The organism is Actinoallomurus sp. NPDC050550, assembly GCF_040655075.1.
GTDB lineage: Bacteria > Actinomycetota > Actinomycetes > Streptosporangiales > Streptosporangiaceae > Actinoallomurus.
This window is the reverse complement of sequence record NZ_JBFAJC010000155.1, coordinates 1-1,198: the sequence shown is the minus strand read 5'-3', so window position 1 is coordinate 1,198 and position 1,198 is coordinate 1. Positions and strand designations below refer to the sequence as shown.

Annotated in this window: 1 protein-coding gene; it reads left to right on the top strand. The window is 65.0% G+C overall.

Going from position 1 to position 1,198, the window contains the following annotated elements:
- Positions 1-92: 92 nt before the first annotated feature.
- Positions 93-1,187 (top strand): IS630 family transposase, encoded by a 1,095-nt coding sequence (locus tag AB0I04_RS55170; RefSeq protein WP_360905090.1) that lies wholly within the window; start codon positions 93-95, stop codon positions 1,185-1,187.
- Positions 1,188-1,198: the final 11 nt, after the last annotated feature.

Genomic DNA, 1,198 nt, shown 5'->3' with positions numbered 1-1,198 from the left:
GCTAGTGCCGCGTCCAAGATCGTTGTTCGCGTAATTGATCTTTAGGCGGGTGCGGGCCAGGCTGCTTTCGAGTGCGATCTCGGAGGTGGTTGATGGGACGTCCCCCGGAAGTGTTCGTCCGGCCGGTCACGATGAGCGAGGGACAGCGGTTGCAGCGGATCGGGCGGACATCCAAAGACCCGGTGAAGCTACGGCGGGCGATCGTGGTGCTGATGTCGGCCCAGGGCCAAAGCGTCCCGGACATCGCTCACCTGCTGGATTGCTCACCCGAGTATGTCCGCGGGGTGATCCACGACTTCAACGACATGGGGTTCGATGCGCTGAACCCAAAATGGAGCGGGGGCAGACCAAAGACGATCAGTGAGGCGGTTCGCCGCCACATCCGCCTGATCGCCCGGTGCTGCCCCCGCGACCTGGGCCTGCCGTTCTCCACGTGGAGCCTGAGCAAACTCGCCGAACATCTGGTGGCCAGCGGGGTGGTCGCCTCGATCAGCCGCGAGTCGATCCGGCAGATCCTGCGGGCCGGTGGGATCACCTGGCAGGCCACCAAGACCTGGAAGGCCTCAAACGACCCGGACTTCATCACCAAGATGCGCCGTGTCCTGGAGCTTTACGATGATCCGCCGGACGATGGGCGGGTGGTGTGCGCCGATGAGTTCGGCCCGTTGAACCTGCAACCACGGCCCGGGAACGCCTGGCGCCGGAGTGGCCACCCGGTGCGGCTGCGCGCCACCTACAACCGCCGGGGCGGGGTCCGGCACATGCTCGCCGCCCTCGATCTGGCCAGCGGGAAGATGATCTACCGGATCCGGGAGCGGAAACGCTCCGGTGAGTTCTTGTCCTTCCTCAAAGTGCTGCGCGCCCGCTGGCCCGGCGAGAAGCTCTATCTGATCCTGGACAACTTCTCGCCCCACAAGCACCCCGACGTGACCTCTTGGGCGGCCGGCCACGACATCGAGCTGGTGTTCTTGCCGACGTATGCCTCGTGGTTGAACTGGATCGAATCGGAGTTCGCCGCCCTGCGCTACTTCGCCCTGTCCGGCACCGACCACCGCAGCCACACCGAGCAAGGAGAAGCGATCGCCGCCTACGTCCGTTGGCGCAATGCCCGCGCTCAGCCCAAACGCGACTTCGCCCCCGAATCAACCATCCGCACCTGGACCGGTTACATGACCAACGTTGCTTGATGCGGCACTAG

Bases quoted from the DNA above. Each gene is read 5' to 3' on its own strand.
- AB0I04_RS55170 (WP_360905090.1), top strand. From the start codon at position 93: ATGGGACGTCCCCCGGAAGTGTTCGTCCGGCCGGTCACGATGAGCGAG.